The organism is Pedobacter sp. 01N416, from assembly GCF_056399685.1.
The window spans coordinates 1-2071 of the sequence record NZ_JBFTRT010000733.1 but is presented as its reverse complement, the minus strand read 5'-3'; the positions used below and the strand labels follow the sequence as shown (position 1 = coordinate 2071).

1 protein-coding gene and 1 pseudogene are annotated in these 2071 nt (G+C 39.0%); one reads left to right on the top strand and one right to left on the bottom strand.

What is annotated here, in order from left to right:
• Positions 1-412: 412 nt before the first annotated feature.
• Positions 413-1537: an AI-2E family transporter gene (locus AC1DND_RS26425; protein WP_477585648.1), complete on the bottom strand. Its 1125-nt coding sequence runs from the start codon at positions 1535-1537 to the stop codon at positions 413-415.
• 349 nt (positions 1538-1886) lie between these two features.
• On the opposite strand from AC1DND_RS26425, the pseudogene AC1DND_RS26420 reads away from it, so the two are divergent.
• Positions 1887-2071 (top strand): annotated as a pseudogene (locus AC1DND_RS26420) (tRNA uridine-5-carboxymethylaminomethyl(34) synthesis GTPase MnmE); the annotation flags it as partial.

Sequence of the window (2071 nt, the reverse complement as noted above, 5' to 3'; positions counted from 1 at the left end):
GAACTCAGGGATATCAAGAGATGTGTTCGATAACGTAATTGTGGATAAGCAAGTTAACCGACTGGGACGGTATTTCATGTTATCACTCATTTATAGAGTGCGTAAATTTGGAAGTTAAAACTGGGTTATAATTTTTACTGTAAAGAAAGATTAAATATCGCCTACGTTTATCTTCTTAAATCTGCGGGGAGCCTATACACCAACTGCTCCCGCAGATTACACTGATTACCGCAGAAATAACTATTTATAGAGTGCGTAAATTTGGAGGTTAAGATTATCACGACGAAGAGAGATTAAATATCATCTGCGTTTATCTTCTTAAATCTGCGGGAAACCTATGCAGCAACTGCCTCCCGCAAATTACAATGATTACCACAGAACTGACTACATTTCCCATTCTCTCCCCTTAGCCTTATCCCTTTTCTATTCCCGTTTTAGTAGCCACTGGTTTTTTCTTCCTAAAGTTGGGAAAAGTCATCGGACTTTTAGCCGGGCGTTCATCTCCCAGCAGCACACCCCATTGTTTGAATGATTCTGTGCGATCGAAGACAATTTTGAGTACAGCCACAATAGGCAGTGCGAGGAACATCCCCGAAACCCCGGCTATACTGCCACCGATAAATACCCCTAGGATGGCAAATAAAGCATTGATTTTTACCTTAGAGCCAACAATACGCGGCATGAGTATGTTGTTATCTAAAAATTGAACAAATGCAATTACGCCTAAAACGGTAATTACCGGCCACAATTCTTGCGATGAAGTAAGCGTAAGCAGCACCCCTATCAAGTTACCAATTAAGGCTCCCACGTAAGGAATCAGGTTTAAGATGGCAAAGATTACCCCGATTAACAAAGCATGTTTTATACCAATTAACATCAATATTCCACCCAACAAAATCGTCATATAGGTTATCTGGATTAACAGTCCGATTAGGTAGCTTTTAATGATCGATTCGGTTTCATAAATAGCTTCTTTCACTTTTGGATGATCATCTGTTTTAAACCACATGAAGATAAAGCGCAATAAAATGTCTTTATAAAAAAGCATCAGGTAAATATAAATGGGCAACAAACCGATAAATACAAAAATGCCACTTAAGGTAACGGCAGCACCACCTGCAAGCGAGGTGCCCATGTTCATCAAATCGTCGCTTTTAGTTTTTATGAAGGCTTTTTGTTCCTTATCATCGTAATGGGTAATGCGACTGATCCAATCACTTAATGAATTGATATGCTGTGTTACGTTCGCTTTTATCTGTGGAAAATCTTTAACCAAAATGCCAATCTGGTTCGAAAAAAACCAAATAATCAAAGCTACAAACAGTGCCACTAATAAAATGGATAAGATAATGGCTAACGATTCGGGTATTTTTTTTCTTTTTAAAAAGCGATACACCGGTAGCAACATAATGCTGATAAAAAAAGCCATCAACATCGGCATGATAATATCTCTTCCAATTACCATAACGGCTACAATGGCCATTAGACCCAATAATTCTATCGATCGTTTAACGGTCAGGGGTAAATTGTTCGTCATAAAAGCTTATTCTGATTTGAGGTTTAAACACAATCGGTGTTAAAATGTTTTAAGATAACCTTTAATATTGAAAAGCGGAATGAGTTTATAGTCCGAAGTCGGCAGTCTGGAGTCCGAAGTCAATTAACTCATTAACCAGTTTGGAGTTGGGCGCTTAGCATTGAGAGTCAATTAATCGATCTCCCCTCGATAAGTCACCCTGAGCGGAGTCGAAGGGCTGCTAGTTGATTTGGCGTTGAGCGATTTGCGTTTGGCGTCAGTTAACCGATTAATCAATGCTTAAAAAAATTACTTCCCTTACACGATATACCCACAGATTAGCCTTATTTTTGCAACTTTAATACCACACATGAACAATCAAGATACCATTATTGCTTTATCTACTCCCTCAGGTTCTGGCGCCATTGGCGTAATCCGTTTATCTGGTCCGGAGGCTATCTCACTTACCAATGCCGTATTTGCAGGAAAAGATTTAGAAAAGCAGGCCTCGCATACTTTACATTTTGGTCTGGTTAAAGATGGCGATCATATTGT

What these genes read in the sequence shown, in the direction of transcription:
- AC1DND_RS26425 (WP_477585648.1), bottom strand. Translation starts at nt 1,537, where the DNA reads ATGACGAACAATTTACCCCTGACCGTTAAACGATCGATAGAATTATTG.